16 protein-coding genes and 2 tRNA genes are annotated in these 21,082 nt (G+C 63.4%); 11 read left to right on the top strand and 7 right to left on the bottom strand.

What is annotated here, in order from left to right; genetic code table 11:
* Nucleotides 1–177 precede the first annotated feature (177 nt).
* From C1878_RS15175 to C1878_RS15155, 5 genes are all read right to left on the bottom strand, one after another.
* On the bottom strand, nt 178–555 hold the full coding sequence (locus C1878_RS15175) for a guanylate cyclase (RefSeq protein WP_114602443.1): 378 nt from the start codon (nt 553–555) through the stop codon (nt 178–180).
* A 93-nt stretch (nt 556–648) separates the two neighbouring features.
* Complete coding sequence (locus C1878_RS15170; RefSeq protein ID WP_158539844.1) at nt 649–2,670, bottom strand: hybrid sensor histidine kinase/response regulator; 2,022 nt, start codon at nt 2,668–2,670, stop codon at nt 649–651.
* A gap of 164 nt (nt 2,671–2,834) precedes the next feature.
* Nucleotides 2,835–3,389, bottom strand: a complete 555-nt coding sequence (locus C1878_RS15165; protein WP_114602441.1) for a LemA family protein — start codon at nt 3,387–3,389, stop codon at nt 2,835–2,837.
* A 221-nt stretch (nt 3,390–3,610) separates the two neighbouring features.
* Nucleotides 3,611–4,687, bottom strand: a complete 1,077-nt coding sequence (gene ispE, locus C1878_RS15160) for a 4-(cytidine 5'-diphospho)-2-C-methyl-D-erythritol kinase (RefSeq protein ID WP_241963784.1) — start codon at nt 4,685–4,687, stop codon at nt 3,611–3,613.
* A gap of 12 nt (nt 4,688–4,699) precedes the next feature.
* Nucleotides 4,700–5,188, bottom strand: a complete 489-nt coding sequence (locus tag C1878_RS15155; protein WP_114602440.1) for a nucleoside deaminase — start codon at nt 5,186–5,188, stop codon at nt 4,700–4,702.
* Between the two features lie 105 nt (nt 5,189–5,293).
* On the opposite strand from C1878_RS15155, the gene C1878_RS15150 reads away from it, so the two are divergent.
* The 5 genes from C1878_RS15150 (at nt 5,294) to C1878_RS15130 (ending at nt 11,304) form a co-directional block, all read left to right on the top strand.
* Nucleotides 5,294–5,381 (top strand) — tRNA-Ser (locus C1878_RS15150).
* Between the two features lie 1,114 nt (nt 5,382–6,495).
* Nucleotides 6,496–7,626, top strand: coding sequence for a hypothetical protein (locus C1878_RS15145; RefSeq protein ID WP_114602439.1), 1,131 nt, complete (start codon nt 6,496–6,498; stop codon nt 7,624–7,626).
* A 28-nt stretch (nt 7,627–7,654) separates the two neighbouring features.
* Nucleotides 7,655–9,268 carry a VWA domain-containing protein gene (locus C1878_RS15140; RefSeq protein WP_114602438.1) on the top strand — a complete coding sequence of 538 codons (1,614 nt, stop codon included), beginning with the start codon at nt 7,655–7,657 and terminating at the stop codon, nt 9,266–9,268.
* Nucleotides 9,268–9,984 (top strand): hypothetical protein, encoded by a 717-nt coding sequence (locus tag C1878_RS15135; RefSeq protein WP_147272969.1) that lies wholly within the window; start codon nt 9,268–9,270, stop codon nt 9,982–9,984. The genes C1878_RS15140 and C1878_RS15135 overlap by 1 nt, the downstream gene beginning before the upstream one ends.
* 87 nt (nt 9,985–10,071) lie before the next feature.
* A complete protein-coding gene (locus tag C1878_RS15130) occupies nt 10,072–11,304 on the top strand; it encodes a toxic anion resistance protein (RefSeq protein ID WP_114602436.1) in 1,233 nt (410 codons plus the stop codon).
* A 13-nt stretch (nt 11,305–11,317) separates the two neighbouring features.
* Here the strand turns inward: C1878_RS15130 and C1878_RS15125 are convergent, their stop codons facing one another.
* Nucleotides 11,318–12,670 (bottom strand): RNA-binding domain-containing protein, encoded by a 1,353-nt coding sequence (locus C1878_RS15125; protein ID WP_114602435.1) that lies wholly within the window; start codon nt 12,668–12,670, stop codon nt 11,318–11,320.
* Nucleotides 12,671–12,868: 198 nt separating this feature from the next.
* Nucleotides 12,869–14,218 carry a citrate/2-methylcitrate synthase gene (locus C1878_RS15120; protein WP_114602434.1) on the bottom strand — a complete coding sequence of 450 codons (1,350 nt, stop codon included), beginning with the start codon at nt 14,216–14,218 and terminating at the stop codon, nt 12,869–12,871.
* Between the two features lie 322 nt (nt 14,219–14,540).
* Between C1878_RS15120 and C1878_RS16960 the strand changes: the two genes are divergently transcribed.
* From C1878_RS16960 to C1878_RS15090, 6 genes are all read left to right on the top strand, one after another.
* A complete protein-coding gene (locus C1878_RS16960) occupies nt 14,541–16,277 on the top strand; it encodes a glycine betaine ABC transporter substrate-binding protein (protein WP_241963783.1) in 1,737 nt (578 codons plus the stop codon).
* Nucleotides 16,278–17,024, top strand: a complete 747-nt coding sequence (locus tag C1878_RS15105) for an ABC transporter ATP-binding protein (protein ID WP_114602433.1) — start codon at nt 16,278–16,280, stop codon at nt 17,022–17,024.
* 435 nt (nt 17,025–17,459) lie between these two features.
* On the top strand, nt 17,460–17,627 hold the full coding sequence (locus C1878_RS16650; protein ID WP_158539843.1) for a hypothetical protein: 168 nt from the start codon (nt 17,460–17,462) through the stop codon (nt 17,625–17,627).
* Between the two features lie 310 nt (nt 17,628–17,937).
* Nucleotides 17,938–18,014: transfer RNA gene (locus tag C1878_RS15100), tRNA-Arg, on the top strand.
* 266 nt (nt 18,015–18,280) lie between these two features.
* Nucleotides 18,281–19,633 (top strand): magnesium transporter, encoded by a 1,353-nt coding sequence (locus C1878_RS15095; protein WP_114602432.1) that lies wholly within the window; start codon nt 18,281–18,283, stop codon nt 19,631–19,633.
* 4 nt (nt 19,634–19,637) lie between these two features.
* Nucleotides 19,638–21,026 (top strand): Nramp family divalent metal transporter, encoded by a 1,389-nt coding sequence (locus tag C1878_RS15090; protein WP_241963782.1) that lies wholly within the window; start codon nt 19,638–19,640, stop codon nt 21,024–21,026.
* Nucleotides 21,027–21,082: the final 56 nt, after the last annotated feature.

Here is a 21,082-nt window from a genome sequence, read left to right as displayed (position 1 = left end):
TATATGTGGCAACCTGGGAAGAATTGCCGGTTGTATGGACGCGACCATTATCAGCCCAAAGATCCACGGTCAAATGAGAAGACGATATGAAGTAGGGGCTCACAATGTTCTACTCATATCGTCTTTCAGCCGCTAAAAAAATATCCCAAAAGAGGACAGTTCCCTTTTGGGATATTTTCATCTTTTCCACGGCGGGGTGAACGGGCGGCGGGGGTGGTCGTCCGGCCGCGTCGTTTTCATGGGCTTCTTCTTCCAGCCGGGGTGATTCCGCACGAACACGGCTCGACAGATGCGCGTGATCGCAAGGCCGACGAGCGCGGCGACGAGAAAACTCAGCCCCAAGTCGAGGATGAGCTCGTTGCCGTCGATGAGCGCGTACAGGCTTATGAGCGCGAAGATGCCCGAGAGAACCCCCGTCAGCCAGGTGAAGGCCTTGATGAGTATCTCCTTGCCGCGGTTCGGCGAGTAGCGCCACGCAGCCACCAAGTACACGATGGCAGCGACCACGGCCAAAACGATGAGCAGCGGCACGATACGGGAAAGCCTCGCTATCATCGCCCCGCTCCTTTCAACGCGTTTCCAACCATCTCTTTGCCACGATCATCATACCAAAGCCGTAGCGCGCTTCACCTGCTCGTTTGCCCGACGCTACGCACTCGGCACGGTGCGGGCAGGCAGATGCGCGTCCATGACGTCGCATAGGTCGGCGAATCCGAAGGGCTTCACCACGTAATCGTCCATGCCGGCCTCGAAGGCGCGCGTTCGGTCTTCCACGTAGGCGTTCGCCGTCATGGCAACGATAACCGGCCGTGCACGGCCTTCGCGCTCGCAGGTCTCGTACAGCATGCGGGACGCCTCCAACCCGTTCATCTTCGGCATCTCCACGTCCATGAACACGATGTCGAACCAGCCGTCGGGCACGTCCAGCACGGCCTTGACCGCCTCGGCGCCGTCATGCGCCCAGGTGACCTCGGCACGCGTCCGGCCGATGATGTCGCAGGCTATCTCGGCGTTGATGTCGTTGTCCTCGGCCAGCAGCACGCGAGCGCCCGAGAAGTCGACGCGCTTCGGAAGAACGGGCGCCTCGCCTTGGGTCGACAGCGCCAAGGCAGCGTCGGCGGTTTCCAGGCGCAACGGCAGCTCCACCGTGAACGTCGTGCCGCGATGCCGCTCGCTTTTAACGTCGATGGTGCCGCCCATCTGGTCGATGATGCTTTTCGTGATGGCCATGCCGAGGCCGGTTCCCTCTATGCCGCGCGTTTCGTCGGTGCGCTCCCGCTCGAACGGATCGAATATGCGGCCGACAAAATCCGCCGTCATGCCTATGCCGTTGTCCTCGATTTCGAACCGGTACAGGGATATCCCGCACACTCCTCGCCCGCCGCATGGCTCCTCCGGAAAGCCGCCCGACAGGCTGTCGCGCAAGATCATGACCGCCTCGCTGCAACGTGCCCGTTCGGGCGAAACGCAACCCGGCCTCTCCAAGCTCACCCGCAGGCACACCCTGCCTCCAGGCTCGGTGTATTTCACGGCGTTGCCGATAAGGTTCAGAAGGACCTGCTGCACGCGCAGGGCGTCCCCGCGCACGTAGACCCCGGCGACGTCCGATGCCTCCACGCAAAACGAGAGCTGCTTCGTATGCGCCTGCTGCTGCGCGATCACGTCGATGATGGAAATGAGCTCCTCTAGGCAGAACGGTTCGTCGCTCAGCATGAGCTGGCCGCTTTCTATCTTGCTCATGTCGAGAACATCGTTTATGAGGCTGATCAGATGATGCGATGAAAGCGATATCTTCGACAGACACTCCTCCACCCGTTCAGTATCGCCCACATGGCGTTCGGCTATTTCCGTCAACCCAACGATGGCCGAGCAGGGTGTGCGGATGTCGTGCGACATGCTGGCGAGAAATTGCGATTTCGCCTTGCTCGCATGGCGCGCCGTCTCAAGCGCGGCCTCGAGATTCTTCTGCAAACGGTCGCGCTCGGCGTTCCTGCGCTTGATGGTGACCAGGAAGATGGCGAGCACGGCCAGCACGCCGGCCATGAGCACGCTGGCGTACACCGCCGTCTCCGCGCAGGCCTTGCCGGCCAAATCGAACAATGAGGAGAGCGACTGGCGCGAGTGGTCGATAACCTCGGAGTTGAGCTCCAACATGCCGTTCACCAAAGGACCAACCTGCTCGTTTACGGTGAGCTCAACCTCGGCATCCGTAGCGAGAGGGTCGCGGCATTGGCTTATGAGGCTCTGCTGCTTCGATTTCAACGTTTCGTAGCGCTCCTCGAGAGCAGCGGCCTCGTCGGGAGAGGATCTGCACTGGCTGGCGATGATAGCCAGCGGTTCGGCTATCTCTTGGTCGATGCTCTCGTACTCGGCCTCCACCGCATCGACGGCTTCGACCGTTCTCACGTAGGCAAGGCGCTCGGCCAGCGTGCGCAGCTGAACCAGATAGGTCTCCACCTCTCCAGCCGCCACGGTAACCGGATACGGATGCGTGTTGATCTCGTCGATCCTGTCGGAGATCGCCCTCATGTTCACCATCATCACCGCGTAGAACACCACGAGAAGAACGACGAGAGCGACCGTTGTCGTGAACGAGAGCATGCGAGCATCGAAGGCGCGCGCAACATGGTCGCGACCGAGCCCTCGCGCTCTATGGGAAACGCGCGTCATAAAACCACTTCCGACCTCTTGCCTGCGGCAGGCGCGCCGGGACAGGGGGAACCCCGGGCGACCTGCCTGCATCGCGCCGCCGTTCATCGACGATGCGGGACAGAGTTTTGATTAAGAAAGGAACGTCCGCCGCATTGGTTCGGACGGACGTTGGATGCTCGCTGCTAGAACTGGACCTTCGGGGCGACTTCCGCCCCGGCGGTGGCATCGAAGCTATCGCGTTGCTTGAAGCCCATCATGCCGGCGAACAGCACGGCCGGGAACGTCTGGATAGCCGTGTTGAACTTCATGACCGTGTCGTTGTAGCTCTGGCGCATGTAGCTGATCTTGTCCTCGGTGTTCGACAGCTCGGCCTGAAGCTGCTGGAAGTTCACGTTGGCTTTGAGGTCGGGATACGCCTCGGCCACGGCGAACAGGTTCTTAAGCGCGCCGGTGAGGATGCCGTCTGCCTGCATCTTGCCTTCGGGCGTGGGCGCGTTCATCACGGCCGTGCGCGCCTGGGTGACCTCTTCCAGCGTGCCGCGCTCGTGCGAAGCGTAGCCTTTGACGGTCTCCACCAGATTCGGAATGAGATCGAGGCGGCGTTGCAACTGTACATCGATCTGCGCCCAGGCGTTGTCCACCATGTTGCGCAGCTTCACCAAGTTGTTGTACAGACCGATAATCGCAACGACCAGAACAACGATGATGACGAGGATGACGATCAGTGGGATGCTCATAAGCCCTCCTTAGCTATTACGTAACTGGGATTTTATCATCACCGGGCATGAAAGCGGAATAAGGAATGGTTCTGTAAATATAACTATTTTGCTATATTTTGGTCATTTTGCTTTGAATGAAGTCGAAAGCGGCCGTCTGGACCGACCTTGATGCATGGCCCCCGAAGGGCGGACGGCAGTCCGCCCCTACGTGAGCCCCTTCAACAAACGCCTAAGGGCGGCTAGCTTGCAGGAACCTCGGCAACCCGAACGGGACCGAACGTCGTGGCATGGGCCCACCAACCGCGCATGCGCGCCTGCGCGGCAGCTCGGCCGGCGGCCTCGAACGTGCCGCAAAGGGCGAACACCGCAGAGCCGCTCCCCGACATGAGCGCCTGCTCCACATCGGGACTCGCGTCCGCCCACGCGCGCACGTCGGCGAGCGCAGGCAGCAGCGACTCGGAAGCGGGCACCAAGTTGTTGCGCAACGGCACGTCCTGAGCGCGCTTCGCCGCAAGAGCAGCCGCGCGATCGACCGGCGACACCGGCACGGGACGCTCGTCGAAGGCGCGGTACGCGGCTGCCGTGGAAACGCCCCCTTCGGGCTTCACCAGCACAACCGACGAACCCATGGGCGTTATCTCGCGCACGAACGCGTCGCCCACGCCGTCGAACACGGCGCACCCTCCGTGCAGGAAAAACGGCACGTCGGCGCCGATGCTGCGCGCGGTTTCCTCGATGCGGGGATCGCCGGCGGGCAACCCCCACAACCGCGCGGCGCCCACCAGCGCGGCGGCCGCGTCGGACGATCCTCCGCCCAAACCCGCTTCGGCCGGGATGCGCTTCTCCACATGCACGGCCACGGTTTCATCGACGTCCCTTCCAACGGCCTGCGCGAGCTGCCGGATGGCCTTGCTCACGATGTTGTCCTCGAGCGCCACATCCAGCGGCGCGAGACCTTCGGCCAAACGGCATTCAAGCTCGATGCCCAAACCGGCAGGCCCGGGTCGCGCCGGCAGCAGCTTCATACGAAGCACGTCGTGCATGGTGAGGGCGTGCATGACGCTCAGCGCCTCATGGTATCCGTCGTCGCGCCGCTCCCCGATACCCAAGAACAGGTTGACCTTCGCGGGCGCGATAAGCTTGATGGCGTCGGAACCGGAGAACGCGGCGAGGTCGACCTTCTGGGCCGTGCGCGCCACAGCCAGCATATCGACCGCATGCGGATCGCCGGGGTTCGCGTTGGCCGCAACGGGGGTCTTCGATTGCGCGGAAGCCGGCTGGCCGCCGGAGCGGTTGTCTTCATTCGGTTGCGTCATGGCAAACTCCGTTCATTTCCTTCTCTTGCGCGCGAAGAACGCGCGCAGCAAAGCGGCGCATTCGTCGCCCAGCACGCCGGGAACCACTTCGAAATTGTGGTTGAGCCGTTCGTCCTCGTTGACGCGGTACAGCGTGCCCAGAGCGCCGGCCTTGGGGTCGGGCGCACCGAACACGCACCGGTCGATGCGCGCTTGGTGCATGAGGCCCGCGCACATGATGCACGGCTCCAGCGTCACGTACACGGTGCACCCCGTGAGCCTCCACGCGTCGAGCTCGGCCGCCGCCTGCTTCATGGCCAAGAACTCCGCATGCCCGGCGGGATCGCGCGTCGTCTCGCGCAGGTTGCACGCCCGCGCGATCACGCGCGGCTCGGCAAGGGATCGGCGCGTTGCGGGATCGATGGGCTCGTACACCACGACGGCCCCTATGGGAACCTCGTCGAGCTCGGCGGCGCGCCGCGCTTCCTCCAACGCCAGACGCATGTAGTCTTCATCAGTCATGCCGCTTATTATATGGTATCCTACCTGTGCATTCGGGAATGCGACGCGAAAAAGCACCGCGCGGAGCCGCGTTGCGGGCTCGTCCCGGCATGCGCCCATCGATGCGGAGGCGTGGCCGAGTGGTTGAAGGCGGCAGTCTTGAAAACTGTTAAGCCGCAAGGCTTCGTGGGTTCAAATCCTACCGCCTCCGCCAGAATTCCAGCCATTTTCTCGCGAAATCTCGGTCTTCCAAAGAATTCCAGCTACCAGCGAAAACTTCAAGCCACCTGTAGAATTCATCCCACCTGCCAAACTTCAGCTTCCCGCGAAGCTCCAATCACCTGCAAGGCCCGGACGCCCAAGGCGCATAAATTCATCGAATTCGCCCGTCTCTGTTAAAAAATAACGTTTGGGGGTGCGGACCGGCCGCGTAGGCCGGTCCGAGAAATCGTCCGCACCCCCCATCGCGGTCAAAAACGCCAGAACTACGTCGTTCCGCCGACCCTTGCAACGCCTTCCAATTTCCGACGATCTCGCGAGCAGGGAAAACGCGGATCGAGGCGCCGCCGAGCGTCCTCGCATGGCCGCGCGGCGACGAACAACCGTCAAAAACGGCCGCAAAAGCCGGAATCCGCTGTCAAACCGGAATCGACATAGGCCCGTTCGAGGCTGCATGGCGGCGGATCGCCATCAGGCGCGACGCGGGGGCGTGTCGAGGGTGGTTTAACGGCGGACGGCTCTCCAGGTCGATTTTTGCGTTTCGCCAACTTAGAAGCGCGCTCGAAAACGCCGGCGCTGCCAAACCGGAAATTCGTTGGTCGGTTCGACCGATGAACTTTTCAGCATTCCCAAGCAACCAGACAGATGACGTTTCATCGTCCGACGGCTTTCTGCATTTCGCTCCATGGCTGCCGCGTTTCCTTCTGGCAACCTGCCAAACCCGCATCCGCCAGCTCGCTGGGTTCGCAACCAATAGCTTGCCAAGTCTCCGAACCGAGATGTCCTCGTTCCGCCCAAGAGCTTGCCAGAATTCCAAGCGACAACTTGGCTTACGGACTTCTTGGCTGCTTCGGGGAAAGAGATGCGCGGGTACCCCGCAGCAAAACGCGCTCCACCATGGCTTCTCGGCGCTCCGACCGCGGGCCGGTCGGAACGGGCGGCTCGACGCCCTGGCCCTCCCTCGCGTGCGAAAAATCAAACGCGAATCAAGCGGCGGTAAGGTTTGGGCAAATCATCGCTCTTGGCGGGCGGCGGCCTGCCGTCGATGTTCTACGATAGCGCCGAAAGGCCATTGGAGGGCGCCCCGGCAGCACGAGCGAAGGAACGCATTGAGCACCAAAGGCAAGACGCTTCTCATAGGCGCGGTTCTGCTCGCCGTCGCTGTCGCGCTGAGCGCGGCCATCGTGCTGGTGGGCAACGGCTCCGGCGCCGACGTCGGCACGGCGAACGGCCAAACCACCGTCGTGCGCGGGATCATCGGAAGCGAAAAGGCCGAGCTGTTCAACGACCCCGAGGCGCAGGCGATCTTCCAAAAACACGGCCTGGACGTGCAGGTGTCCACCTCGGGCTCGTGGGCCATGGCCGAGAAGGAGGGCGTCGCCCAAAACGACTTCGCCTCCCCCTCGAGCGAGATCGCGGCAGAGCACTTGGAAGACGTGCATCGCGATCAGGTCAAAAGCGTAACGAAGCCCTTTTACTCTCCCATTGCCATCGCAACGAGCCAGCAGGTTCTGGACGTGTTGGCGAAAAACGGCATCGCGAGCCAGATCGACGGGGTATGGCGCATCGACATGGCGGCTTACCTGCAGGCGGTGGTCGAAGGAAAACGCTGGACCGACCTGACGGGTTCCGAGGAATACCCGTCGAGCCGCAACGTGATGATAACGTCCACCGACGTGCGATCGTCGAACTCGGCGCTCATGTACCTGGCCTTGTCCAGCTACACGCTGAACGGCAACGCCGTCGTATCAAGCGAGCAGGACGCCCGGCTCCAGGCACGCGACCGGCTTTCCAAGCTGTTCCTCGACCAGGGGTACTCGCAGTCGTCCTCGGCCGGCCCCTGGGAATCCTATCTGTCGAAGGGTCCCATGAACCAGCCGCTCACCCTCATATACGAAAGCCAGTTCATAGAAGCCGAGCTGCTCAATTCCAACCGCATCACCGACGACATGCGCATCGCCTACCCGTCCCCCACCATATTCTCCGACCATGTGGTGGTGTCGTTCAGCGAAAACGGCCGCAAGGTGCAGAACATCCTGGACAACGACCCCGACATGGCGAAGGTCATAGCCGCGCACGGCTTCCGTCTGAACGGAGCGAATTCGGGAGCCTTCGGCGAACAGCTTGCCTCCGCCGGCCTTTCGGGCTACGCCGACACGGCCTCGTTCATCGACACCGCCCAAGCACCGTCGTACGAGGTGCTGAACACCATGCTCGAAACGATCAAGGCCCTGTACTGATGGCAGGCGCAGGAAACGGAGCGCGATCATGAACGGGCAAGCCGAACCGCAAAACGCCACGCGAGACGCCTGGATCGCCCGCGCCGTAGGCATGGCGGCCGTCACGGCCGTTGCCGTGCTCGCGGTGCTCGCGGGCCTTGCCGGATGCTCGACCGACGGCATTTCGTCCTCGCGACCCGCCGCGCAGCACGCGGGGCCGGCCGACCTCAACATCGTGGCGGGCTCGGAAGTGAAGGACATGCTGCCCATATTGGAGGACGCGCAGCGCGAACTGGGCATCTCCGTCGACTTCACCTACATGGGCACGCTCGACGGCACCGAAGCCGTCATGGCCGGCGGAACGGACTACGACGCCACCTGGTTCCCCTCGAACGCCTACATGTCGCTGTTCGACCGGAAGAGCTCGCTCATCGCGCAGGAGGCCTCCATCATGCGCACGCCCATCGTGCTGGGCATGAAGCGCGACAAGGCCGCGGAACTCGGGTTCGACAAGCAGTCCCCCACGTGGTCGGCCATCGTGGACGCGGCCTCGTCGGGTAGGTTCGCGTTCGGCATGTCGAGCCCCGTTTCCTCGAACAGCGGGTTCTCCACGCTGGTGGAGCTTGCAACCGCCCTTTCGGGCACCGGGTCGGCCATCACCGAAGCCGACGTGGACGCGGTCAAAGACAGCCTGCGAGAGTTCGCGAAGGGGCAGGCGCTCGCCAGCGGATCGTCCGGTTGGCTCATGGAGGCCTACGCGAAAGACGGCTCGAAGGTGGACGGCGTTTTCAACTACGAATCGCTTATCAAGCAAGACCCCGACCTGGTGGAAGTGGTGCCGCAGGACGGCGTCATCACGGCCGACTACCCGCTTACCCTGTTGTCGGGCCGCGGCGACCAGGCGAACGACGCGTACCGCAAGCTCGTCGACTACCTCAAGCGCGACGACGTTCAACAGCGCATCGCCGACGAAACGCTGCGGCGTACCAGCGCCTCCAGCGCCGCAGACGCCACCGAGGCGTTCGAGATACCCTTCCCCAACCGGCTCGACGCCGTGCATGCGCTGCTGAGCACCTGGGTTTCGGAAGTGCGCAAACCGGCCAACATGGTGTTCCAGATAGACACGTCCGGCTCGATGAGCGGCGTGCGCCTGGACGAGCTCAAGTCGGCGCTCTTCGCGCTGGCAGATCCGAACGGCGCCGGCTCGTCGTCCTTGCTCGCATTCCAACCTCGGGAGTCCATTTTGCTGGTGGAGTTCGCCAGCACGGTGAAGAGCACCGCGCTTCTGGACATCGACGAGACCGGCGACACGAGCGAGGTGGTCGACCAGATAGCCGACCTGCGCGCGAAGGGCGGAACCGCCATCTACAACACGCTCGAAGAGTCGCTCGAGCGCGCCGCAGTCAGCGCGAACGACGGAAACGTGACCTCCGTCGTGCTGTTCACCGACGGAGAGAACACCGAAGGCGCGAACTACCGGGAGTTCGAGCGTTGGTATCGATCGCACGAATCCGTGCAGGGCATCCCGGTTTACACCATCCTGTTCGCCGAGGGAAGCAAGCAGGAGATGCAGAAGATAGCCGACCTGACCGGAGGCAGGGTTTTCGATGCCGAGAACGGAGACCTGACCGCGGCGTTCAAAGAGATCCGAGGGTACCTGTAGTGGCGCGAAAGAACGAGATCGCCCGAAGCAGGCCGATGCCCCGTGCGGTTATCGGCTTGGTCGCAGCGCTCGTTTTTGGCGTGTTCCTTTTCGCGGCCTTCGAGTTCGCCCGTACCGTGCCGCTGCGCATCCTGCTCGTGGCGGTGGGCGCGGCGTTCTCGAGCGGCACCTGGTTCCTGCTCGTGTCGGTGAACACGCCGCAAGCCGTCGCCGCTATCGACGTGGACGCCTTGAGCGGCATGGATGCGACGCTCAAAGAGGCGGCCGAGGCGGTGAACGCCGTCACGGCGCTCATGGACGCCGCCCGTTCGGCCGACGACCCGCACGGCATCGCCGCGCAAAGCGGGAACATGCGTGCGCTGGTCGGATCCATGGCGAGCCTCATAAGCTTGGACGAGTTCGCCTCCTCGCGCAACGATGCGGACCACCATCTGGTGTTCTCGTTGGCAACCTCGTGGCTTCCCGACGCATGGGAGTCGCTGACCACCAACGTGCGCTACCTGGCGTTCAACGGCAAGGCCGCCGCCAAGGCCCAGGGCAACATCCGGGAAATCGAACGCCAATGCGCGGTGGTGGGCGGCTCGCTCGACACGATACGTGCCAACATCGTGTCGGGAACGTCCGACAGGATAGAAACCGGGGCCGATTACCTGCGCCAACGCTTGGGCTCGCGGCCGAAGACGTTGAGCCTCGACGCCGATGCCGGCGAATCGTGAGCGCCCGGCGACACCAGCCGTTTTCCGCACGGAAACCAGCCTCGTGCAAGACGAGGCGACTTATCCCACCGAACGACAGGAGAAACCATGACAGATTCCACAAGCACCGCCCCCGCCGCAGAAGCAGGAGAGACGCTCTCGGCCCCCGACCCCGCCTTCGACCTGACGGTCGAACCACCGGCCAAACCCGTTGAGGAGGCCACGGCCTTGAGCAAAGTGCCCGACGTCGACCCGCAGGAGCTTCTCCGGCTGAGCGAGAACGCCAGCGCCTGGGTCTCCACCGTGGCGTCGCTGTCGCCGACGAGCCTTGAGTTCAAGCGCGAGATAGACGCGCTCTACGAGGTGGGCGCCGACGCGTTCCGCGAGACGAGCAACACCTCCAGCCGTTTCCTGGACATGTCGCTCGCCCAATCCAAAAAGGGAGGCGCGCAGGAGCAGGTGTCCAAGTCGCTCGTTGACCTGCGCAACGAGGTGGACGAGCTCGCACCCGACGAGACCACGTTCGTCGACCGGGTGATCGACGCGCTCCCCTTCTCCAGCCGCGTGAAGCGCTACTTCCGCAAATACGAGTCGAACCAGCAGCAGCTCAACGCCATTTTGCTGGCGCTCGCGAAAGGCCAGGACCTGCTGCGGCGCGACAACGCGGCCCTCAACACCGAGCGCCGCAACCTATGGAACAACCTGGGCACGCTCAAGAAGGCCTACGTCCTGCTCACCGACATCGATGCCGAGATCGTCGACCGCATCGAGCGGGAAAAGGGGTCGGGGAACCTGGAAACCGCCTCGGCGCTTGAGAAGGACGCGCTGTTCGCCGTCCGCCAGCGCCGGCAAGACGTTCAGACGCAGGCAGCCGTCACCGTGCAGGCCTACCTGTCCATGGGCATCATCCAGTCAAACAACGACCAGCTCATACGCGGCGTCGACCGCGCGAAAACCACCACCGTCACCGCCCTGCGCACGGCGGTCATCGTGGCGCAGTCGCTGGAGAACCAGAAGCTCGTGCTCGACCAGATAGACGCCATCAACAAAACCACCGACGACATGATCGACCGCACGAGCAAGCTTCTGCAGGAAAACTCGCTGCGCACCCAGGAGCAGGCTGTTTCCAGCGGCGTGTCGCCCGAAACCCTCAAGCGCGCCTACGACGCGGTGTTCAGCACGCTCGACAGCATCGACACGTTCCGCGTGCAGGCGAACGAGTCGTTCTCGAAGACCATCGACGTGTTGAACGAGCAGCTGAGCCGCGCGCAGGGGTACCTGGACCGTCAGAACGACGGCGAGCAGAACGCCCCTGCGGCGGCGCGGGCGCTGGAAGTGTGAGGCGCGGGCGCGACTATCGGATCGTGAGAGCGCGATAGACGCGGCGGCGGGTGTTGCCCTCCGCCTGCACGGCGCCCTGCTCCTCCAAGCGTTTCAGGATGCGCAGGAGCGTGGCCTGGGAAAAATCGAACCGCTCCTGTATCTCGCTGCGCCTGAGCGGGCCGGCCTCCTCCACAACCGAAAGCACCGCGCGTTCCTGACGGCGCAGCTCTCCGGCCTCGGCCGCGCGCGCCGGGGCCGTCATCCGGGGCGCGCCGGGCTCCGTGCGAAGCTCGAAATCGGATCCGTTCCGGTTGGGCAGAACCACTCCGAACAGGTGGTCCGTTATGTCGAAACGCGGAGCCGTGCCGCTTCCCTCGTAGGCTTCGAACATGCGCGCTATGCCCGTGCCGTACGCCTCGATGAGCCCTATCCGGTAGAAGGCGGCGGCCAGCTTCGGATTGCGCGGCACCGACACGTCCATCTGAAACTCGTCGAGCGAATACGACGCCGGCGAGTCGCCGTGCGACACGATCTCGATGCGGTCCTCGAACACGCTCACCTGCGTGGACAAGGCCAACCCGTAATCTTGGTGGATGATTGCGTTGATCAGCGCCTCGCGCACCGCGTCGGGCGGATAGTCGTCGTAATCGACGCGTTTCATGTTCACGAAGGCCGTTTTGTAGTGCGTGTGCTCGGCAAGGAAACCGAGCGCCTGGTCGAATTGGGTCAGCAGCGATCCGCCCGTTTCAAGGCGGTGCTTGAACGTGGTGCGTTTCGACCCGAAGAAGCTGGCGAGCTTGATGGACGATGCGCACTGGTCGGACAGCAGCCAGCCCAGATTGGTGAACTGGCCGTCCTCGTCCACGGCGCCCAAAACGGACAGCGTGGCGCGGCTGTAGGGAACGCCTTCGCGCCGGAACACCGCGCGCATCTCGTCGAACGTGAGCTTCTGCACAAGGCAGCGGCGATCCTCGTACGAATCCTTCTGGGTCTCCTTGAGCAGCGAGGCTATTTCCGCCTCGGTGGCCATGAACGACGCCGAGCCCTGGCGCACGTACACGCCCTCGGGCCGCATTCCCTTGTTGGACAGGTAGTAGGGCCGTTTCGCGCCGCGCTCCACGCGAATGCGCACGACCTGCTTGCCGTGCATCTTCTGGCGCTTGCACTGCACCACCATGGCGGCGTCGGGCTTGATGGAGCTGCGGATGGCGTTCGTGGCGGAAAGGAGGACGGCGTCGGGATCGGAAAGGCCGCAGATGGTGCCGCTGTCGTCGATGCCCAGGTAGATAACCCCGCCGTCCGTGTTGGCGAAGGCGACCACCGTTTTCAGCACCGTCTTCGAATACTCGCGTTTGAACTCGATATGATCGCTCTCAACGAACATGCCGATCCCCCGTCGCCGCCTCGCGCATGCCAGGTTCCATTCATTCTTATCATTCTAATCAGGCGGTGATAAGAAAAAGACGGCTCGCGTCATGCGAAACCGTCTTGTTTCCCAACGTACAGGTTTTGCCCCCATCGACATCGTGCAAGAAGCGATGGCGGCGCACGACGCGGCGAGAACCGCGGCGTCGAAGGACCCCTACCGTTCGTCCATGGCCACGTATTCGCGCTTCGCAACGCGGGTGGACTTGTAGGCGGGACGGATGATGCGCTTGCCGGAGACGATCTCCTCGAAGCGGTGGGCGGCCCAACCGGACATGCGGGCGCACGCGAACAGCGGCGTGAACAGGTCCTCGGGAATACCCATCATGGAGTACACAAAGCCGGAGTACATGTCGATGTTCGCGCACATGTCCTTGCTCGTGCCCTTCTCGCGCAGAATAACCTCCGGAGCCAGGCGCTCCACGGCCTTGAGCAGGTTGAACTCAGCCTCGTATTCCGTGCCGGCCGCCAGGTTCTGGGCGAACTGCTTGCAGATGATGGCGCGCGGATCGGACTTCGTGTACACGGCATGGCCCATGCCGTACACCAGGCCCGTGTTGTCGAAGGCCTCCTTGCGCACGATCTTCGCCAGGTAGTCGGCCACCTGGCCCTCGTCGGACCAGTCGGCCACGTTCTGCTTGATGTCCTGCTGCATAGCCAGCACCTGGTGGTTCGCGCCGCCGTGCTTCCAGCCCTTGAGCGAGCCGATGGCGCCGGCGTACGTGGAGTACGGGTCGGTGTCCGACGAGGTGAGCACGCGCGTGGTGAACGTGGAGTTGTTGCCGCCGCCGTGCTCCGCATGCAGGCATAGCATGACGTCGAGCATGCGCGCCTCCTCCGGCGTGAACTGGCGGTCGGCGCGCAGCATGGACAGGATGGTCTCGGCCGTGGACTGGCCGGGAACGAAGCGGTGCATGATCATGGACTCGTTGTTGTAGCGGGCGCGCTTGGCGTAGTACGTGAGCACCATGATGCGCGGCAGACGCGAGATGAGCGAGATGGCGGTGTGTATCTCGTGTTGCGCCGAGCGGTCCTCCGCGTCGGGGTCGTATGCGTACAGCAGAAGGATGGTGCGGGCCAGCACGTTCATGATGTCGGGCGGCGTGTCGCGCATGATCATGGACGCGGTGAAGCCGTCAGGCAGCTCGCGCTCGGAATCGAGCACGCTGATGAAGCGGTCGAGCTGGTCGCGCGTGGGCAGATCGCCCATGAGCAGCAGGTACGCCACTTCTTCGAAGTTGAAGCGGTGTTCGGCCGACTGGTCGCCCAGCAGGTCGTAGATGTCGTAGCCGCGATAGCGCAGGTGCCCCTCGTCGGCGATCTTCTCGTTGTCCGACACGATGTAGCCGTGCACGTTCGCGATGTTCGTCAGGCCGGCCACCACGCCGGTGCCGTCCGCGTTGCGCAGGCCGCGCTTCACGTCGTACTGCTCATAATAGGTGGGATCGATGGAGTTGATGATTTTGAAATTCTCGTAGAGAGCGATCTTCTTTTCTTCGTCGTACATGCAAACCTCCCTGCGTCATGGACGGCTCCCGTTTCCCCAAGCGCGTTGCCGAACGGCCGGCAGGGGCCGGTTGCGGCTGGGCGATGGCTGGGAAATCGGATGATCGTCCGTTCGTGCTTTAGCATGATAAAGCCTCGCGGCATTTCTCAACAGTACTTTTAGGTGAATAACAGACGGAATCCTGACACCTTAAGCGCATAATCGCTGATCAGTTTTCCTCTTGCGCTTTTCTAACCCGCGTGCTCATTTACCAAACGATGACGGTTCGTCTTCGAGTATGTTGTCCGAACGGGCTCCTGCCCGAAATGAGATAGCATCGGCCGTGCGCCCAAGCCACCCTTCCACCTTCGACCTGCGAGAAAGCGAGGCGCACGTGATATCCACCATGTTCTCACTGCTCGTCGAACGTCGCAGCTGGTTTTTCGACCTGCTGCTGCAGCATATCGGCATATCGCTCGTGTCCATCGTGCTGGCGGCGCTCATCGGCCTGTCGCTGGGCATCGCCATCGCGCAGTGGCGGCGCGGGGCGAAGCCGGTGCTGGCCCTGGTGAACTTCGTGTACACCATCCCGTCCATCGCGCTGTTCGGCTTCCTCATACCCGTGACGGGCATAGGCGACCTCACGGCCGTGGTGGCGCTGACCGTGTACGCGCTGCTGCCCATGGTGCGCAACACCTACACCGGCCTCACCACCATCGAGCCCGCCATCATCGAGGCGGCGCGCGGCATGGGATCCACCGATCGGCAGCTGCTCTACCGCATAGAGTTGCCGCTGGCCGCCCCCATCATCATGAGCGGCATCCGCAACATGGCCACCATGACCATCGCGCTGGCCGGCATCGCCAGCTTCATCGGCGCAGGCGGCCTGGGCGTGGCCATCTACCGCGGCATCACCACGAACAACCTTGCCATGACGCTGGCGGGCAGCGTGCTCATCGCGTTGCTGGCCATAGCGGTCGACCTATTGCTGGGCGTGGCCGAGAAGGCCACGCGGAGGCATCTGGAGCCGAAGCCGCGCCGCTCGCGCGTTCGCGCGGCGCTCGGCGCGATACCCCGTCCGCAGCAGGCGGCCCTCGGCGCCACGGCCGGCGTCTCGAGCGAAGTAGACGACGGCGACACGGCGACACCGGGCCGCACATCGGCCAAGAAGCCGCACCGTCGAATCGGCGCCGTTGTCGCCGTCGCCGCCGCGGTCGTGCTCGCGGCGGGCGGCGCGTTCGCATTCGTCAACCGGGAAGGCGCGACCGGCGACACCGTGCATATCGCCACGAAGCCCATGACCGAGCAGTACGTTCTCGGCGAAATGCTGAACACGCTCATCGAGCACGACACCGACCTGAACGTGGAGCTCACGCAGGGGGTGGGCGGCGGCACGTCGAACATCGAGCCCGGCATGGAGCGGGGGGACTTCGACCTGTACCCCGAGTACACGGGCACCGGCTGGAACGCCGTGCTCAAGCACGACGACACCTACGACGAGTCCCTGTTCGACGCCATGCAGCAAGAATACGAATCGCAACTGGGGCTCACCTGGGTGGGCAAGTACGGCTTCAACAACACGTACGGCCTGGCCGTGAGCAAGGATGCGGCCGACCGCTACAACCTGCGCACGTACTCCGACCTCGCGCAGGCGGCGGGCGAGCTGGCCTTCGGTGCCGAGCCCGACTTCTTCGACCGCCAGGACGGCTACCCCGGCTTGCAGCAGGCCTACGGCATGGACTTCGCCGCCACGCGCGACATGGACATCAGCTTGAAGTACCAGGCGCTGTTCGAGGGGCAGGTGGACGCCATCGTCGTGTCCACCACCGACGGGCAGGTGGCCGACGACCGCCTGGTGGTTCTGGAGGACGACAAGGGCTTCTACCCATCGTATCTGTGCGGCAACGTCGTGCGGATGGACACGTTGGAGAAGCACCCCGAGCTGCGCGGCGAGCTGGAGAAGCTGCAAGGCGCCATAACCGACGCCGACATGGCGCGCATGAACAACGAAGTGGAGACGCAGGGGCGCGAGCCCAAAGAGGTGGCCGACGCGTTTCTGGCCGAGAGGGGGCTGATGTAAATGAGCGATGCCGTCGCATTCGAGCACGTGACCAAGCGGTTCGGCGACGCGATCGCCGTGAACGACGTGGACCTGCGCATCGACGAAGGAGCGTTCGTCACCATCATCGGCAGTTCCGGCTGCGGCAAAACCACGCTGCTGAAAACGGTGAACGCCCTCGTGATGCCCGACGAGGGCCAGGTGCTCGTGCACGGGCAGGCCACGTCGAGCGCCGACCCCATCGAGTTGCGCCGCAACATCGGCTACGCCATCCAGGGCAGCGTGCTGTTCCCCCACCTCACGGTAGAGCAGAACATCGCATACGTGCCCACGCTGCTGAACAGCGGCGACAAGGGCCGCACCGAAGCGGCCGTGGCGAAGTGGATGGACATCATCGGGCTGCCGCGCGACATCGCGGACCGCTATCCCGCCGAGCTGTCGGGCGGCCAGGCGCAACGCGTCGGCATCGCCCGCGCCCTCGCGGCCAGCCCCGACATCCTGTTGGCAGACGAGCCGTTCAGCGCCGTGGACGCCATCACGCGCAGCAGCCTGCAAGACGAGATCAAGCGCATACACCGGCAGACGGGCATCACCGTTCTGTTCGTGACGCACGACATCGACGAGGCGCTCGACCTGGGCGACAAGGTGCTGGTCATGGAAGCCGGCCGTGCCGTGCAGTTCGCGCCGCCGTGCGACATCCTGCGCGCGCCCGCCACCGAGTTCGTCGACCGCCTGGTCACCCGCAAGCGCACCGTGTACGCCCGCTAGCAGGAAGCGGTTCGTCCGCCCGACGGCAGGAGCCGGGAAGCCAAGAGGGCTTCCCCCTTTGGCCGGCTGCTCGGCTTCCCTTCGGCACACTTTTCACCGATTCTTTGCATTTTCGCCCTTCGAAAAAGCGCTGCGGCCTTCCCCTGATCCAAGCGAACTGGGCAAACGATCGCCACCCACGAGCCATTGCGAACCTACAGAACGTTTTCAATCGCGAGTCTGCAAAGAATCTGTCATTTCTGTGCCACCAAGGGTCGTCGTCGGGAAAAGATCGGGGGATCAGCGCAGCGACGCCGTCCTGGCCGCCGGTTCGGCAACATGTCCTCAACGCGGACGCTACGCGCCCGTGAACGATACGCGGCGCAAGGCGATCGCGCGAAGCCTGCGGCGTACATTGTTCTCGTATCCCGTTCGTCCGAGTGATAGGAGCCAGCTATGCCCGACAAGAAAGCATCCGACGAGAAAACGTCCGAAGAGAAGATCGTCATCCCCAGCAACGAAGAGGTCTTGGAGGTCATCGAGACGCCCGACGAGATCGACGTCATCGACGTGGGCAACAAGGAGTCCGCCAAGATCATCGAGGACTGGCCGGAAGCCAAGTAGCTTCGCGCGGCCTTTCCGCACCCCAAGCCCGCGGCCCCGCCTCGTTCGACGCGGGGCCGCCTTCGTTTGGCGATCACGCCCTGGACGGCATAATCCTTTCCCAATCGAAGCATGCTTACGCCACCCCTTTCGCCACCGGATATCGGCTCCGCCGCCATCGTCCCCTCCAAGAGCGGCAAACCGAACCGCAAGCCAATAAATCACAAACCGCCCGGAGAACTGCGAGCGGTTTGTGATTTAGCAACTTCCTGAAAATAGTCGTTGACAGCGCTCGGCATTACCGGCATAATAACTTTTGCTGTTTCGACGTGCGCCGTTACCTCAGCTGGATAGAGGGACTGACTACGAATCAGTACGTCGGGGGTTCGAATCCCTCACGGCGCACCACTTTTACAGCTTTGAAGACCGCAACGACTCATGAAGCACGTGCGGCTTTTTTATTGTTGAAGGAAAGGAACATACTTGAAGGTTCGAAAATCGAAACCTCACAGTAAGTAGTCCTCCTTCGGCTTCCCTTTTCGCTGGCAGTCGAAGAACGACTGCTACGCTCATCGACTTGACGCAAGCTTGACGCGCATCGCGCTGCCCGAAACGCACTTTTGCGATATGCTGAAACCGCGCCGGTCATGGGCCTGACGGCAAGGGAAACCAACATGCTCTATCTCTCTCAAATAATGGGGAAACCCGTCGTCGATGCATCCGGCGAGAAGATCGGCACGATCTCCGACTTGGCCATCTCCACCGGCGAGGTGTTTCCCCGCATCACGAGCCTGGCCTTCCAGGGGCCCGGCAAGGTCCCGTTCATGATCTCGTGGCGCAAGTACGTCGACGAATTCGACGACGAGGGCATCACGCTCACGGTGGAAGCGCACGACATCCGCTTCAGCTATCTGCAGCCCGACGAGGTGCTGCTCGCTCGCGACTTGCTGAACCGCCAGATCGTGGACACGCAGGGCCTGAAGGTCGTGCGCGTGAACGATCTGAAGCTGTCCATTTCGGGCACGCAGCTGCGCCTGCTGGGCGCCGAGGTGGGCATTCGCGGCATCCTGCGCGGGCTTGCCCCTTGGCTCGAGCGCGCCGTTGTTTCCGTGGCGAAGGTGTTCAACAAGAAGATCGACGAGCAGATCATCGCCTGGAACTACATGGACCTGCTCGACCGCGACCTGTCCGAAGTGCAGCTTTCCGTGACGCACAAGCGCCTGGACGAACTGCATCCCGCCGACGTGGCCGACATCCTGGAGCAGCTGGACCCGCAACAGCGCGCCAACGTGTTCCAACACCTGGACGAGGCGCAGGCCACCGAGGCCATCTCCGAGATGGAGGACGAGTACCAAGCCGACTTCATCGAGGATCTGGACGACGCCCGCGCCGCCGGCCTTTTGGGCAACATGGACCCGGACGACGCGGCCGACATCGTGCGCGACCTGTCCTACGAGAAGGCCGAGACGCTGCTGCGCCTCATGGGCGTGGAGGACGCCACCGAGATCCGCCGGCTTTTGGGCTACAAGGACGGCACAGCCGGCGGCATGATGACTACGCAGTTCGTGGCCGTGCACGCCACCGACACGGTGGGCCAGACCATCGAGGTGCTGCGCGAGCTGCCCGAAGACCACCCCACCGTGCATTACGTCTACGTGCTCAACGAATACGACGAGTTCGAAGGCGTTCTATCGCTGCGCACCCTCGTGCTCACCGACGACGCGAAGCCCGTGGGCGACGTCATGTACGACGACGTGATCTCCGCGACGCCCGACGAAACCGAAGAGGACGTGGCGGCCGACATCTTCAAATACGAGTTGCCCGCCATGCCGGTGGTGGACGAGCACAACATGCTGCTGGGCATCGTCACGGTCGACGACGCCTGGGACGCCATCGAGGAGGACGTGAGCGGCGACAAGACGAAGGCCACCGCCCTCAAGGCAGTGGGCATCGTGCTGGCCTCGCTGCTGTTCCTGGGCCTGTACACGCTGGTGCTGCTGCAAGTAATCGGCTACACCGGAAGGTAGCGCCATGATGGTGAAGAACAGCGACGCGCGCAAAACCGAGGGCGGCAAGCGCAGGCGCGAATGGGGCAGCTTCAAAACCGGCCAGATAGGCCCCGAGGCCACGACGGAGCCCGAAACCGGGATCGCCCTCGCCGACAACCAGGCGGAGCCGCTCGAGCAGCCGAAGAAGCCGAGCAAGCTCTGGCTTCTGCTGGCGGCGCTGGGCCCCGGCATCGTCACGGCCATGGCCGGCAACGACGCCGGCGGCATATCCACGTACTCCACCGTGGGCGCGAAGTTCGGCTTCGCCACGCTTTGGGTCATTCCCATCATGTGCGTGCTGCTCATCGTGGTGCAGATGACGGCGGCACGCATGGGCGCCGTCACGGGCAAGGGCTTCGCCGCGCTCATCCGCGAGCGGTTCGGCATCCGGCTCACCGCGCTGGCCATGCTGGCCCTGCTCGTGGGCAACGTGGCCACCACGTTCTCGGAATTCGCCGGCATCGCCAGCGGCATGGAGATGTTCGGCGTGTCGAAGTACCTGGCCGTGCCCGTGGCCGCCGTCGCCGTGTGGCTTTTGGTGGTGGGCGGCAGCTACAAGCGCGTGGAGAAGGTGTTCCTTATCCTGTCGCTCGTGTTCGTCACGTACATCGTGGCCGCGTTCATGGCGGATCCGAACTGGGACGAGGCCCTCACCAGCACCGTGGTGCCGCACGTCGTGCAGGACCAGAGCTTCGTGTCGCTCGTCATAGCCATGATAGGCACGACCATCGCCCCGTGGATGATGTTCTTCAACCAGAGCAACGTGGTGGAGAAGGGCGTGAGCGTGAAGGACTTCTTCTCGCAGAAGGTGGATGTGGTGGCGGGCACCATCGCCGCGTGCCTCGTAGCGTGGTTCATCATCGTGACCACCGGCGCGGTGCTGTTCCCGCAGGGCATCGAGATCGAATCGGCCGCCGACGCCGCCAAGGCCCTCGCGCCGTTCGCAGGGCACTACGCCGAGGCGCTGTTCGCCATCGGCCTCATCGCGGCGTCGTTTCTGGCGGCGTGCGTGCTGCCGCTCACCACGTCGTTCGTGATTTGCGAGGCGTTCGGCTGGGAAGCGGGCGTGTCGTTCAAATGGAAGGAAGCGCCGCTGTTCAAGAGTATCTTCACGTTCGTCATCGCCTTCTCGGCGATCGTGGTGCTCATTCCGGGGATCGACCTTATGGGGGTCATGCTCACGGCGCAGTTCGTGAACGGCATCATACTGCCCGTGTTGCTGGTGTTCATGGCCATCATATCGGCCGACAAGCGCATCATGGGGAAGTACCGTTCGCGACCGGTGTCGCGCGTGCTCATTTGGGTGACGGTGGGCATCGTGACGGTGCTCACGGCTGCGCTGCTGGTCATGCAGGTATTGGGCATTGGCTAGCGACGGCAGAAACGCGCTGCGGCTGAAGTTGGGCGGGCTCCGCCCTTCGCCGACCG

Source organism: Gordonibacter sp. 28C (assembly GCF_003339845.1).
Lineage (GTDB): Bacteria > Actinomycetota > Coriobacteriia > Coriobacteriales > Eggerthellaceae > Gordonibacter.
The sequence above is the reverse complement of the archived record's forward strand: the minus strand, read 5'-3'. Positions and strand labels throughout refer to the sequence as shown.